This is a genomic window from Tardiphaga robiniae (assembly GCF_013359755.1).
GTDB lineage: Bacteria > Pseudomonadota > Alphaproteobacteria > Rhizobiales > Xanthobacteraceae > Tardiphaga > Tardiphaga robiniae.
Map to the genome: position 1 here is coordinate 1 of NZ_JABMCJ010000021.1, position 320 is coordinate 320.

Here is a 320-nt window from a genome sequence, read left to right on the forward strand (position 1 = left end):
AATCACCCGTAAATTACGTGACGGATGGAAACGCCTTATCGACATACTTAATCAGCCAGGAGTCCCAAAGAATGGATCAAACACTTATGGCTATCCAGACTAAATTCACTATCGCCACTTTTATTGGCGATGAAAAGATGTTTCGTGAAGCCGTCGACGCTTATAAAAAATGGATATTAATACTGAAACTGAGATCAAGCAAAAGCATTCACTAACCCCCTTTCCTGTTTTCCTAATCAGCCCGGCATTTCGCGGGCGATATTTTCACAGCTATTTCAGGAGTTCAGCCATGAACGCTTATTACATTCAGGATCGTCTTG

At 41.9% G+C, this 320-nt stretch carries 2 protein-coding genes; both read left to right on the forward strand.

Annotation, left to right across the window (positions count from 1 at the left end; all coding sequences use genetic code 11):
- Position 1 precedes the first annotated feature (1 nt).
- Positions 2 to 103: a protease FtsH-inhibitory lysogeny factor CIII gene (locus tag HP556_RS00090; RefSeq protein WP_353934061.1), complete on the forward strand. Its 102-nt coding sequence runs from the start codon at positions 2 to 4 to the stop codon at positions 101 to 103.
- On the forward strand, positions 87 to 215 hold the full coding sequence (gene kil, locus HP556_RS00095) for a host cell division inhibitory peptide Kil (protein WP_001007579.1): 129 nt from the start codon (positions 87 to 89) through the stop codon (positions 213 to 215). The genes HP556_RS00090 and kil overlap by 17 nt, the downstream gene beginning before the upstream one ends.
- Positions 216 to 320 lie beyond the last annotated feature (105 nt).

Coding starts and splice junctions, on each gene's coding strand:
- kil (WP_001007579.1), top strand. CDS start 87: ATGGCTATCCAGACTAAATTCACTATCGCCACTTTTATTGGCGATGAA.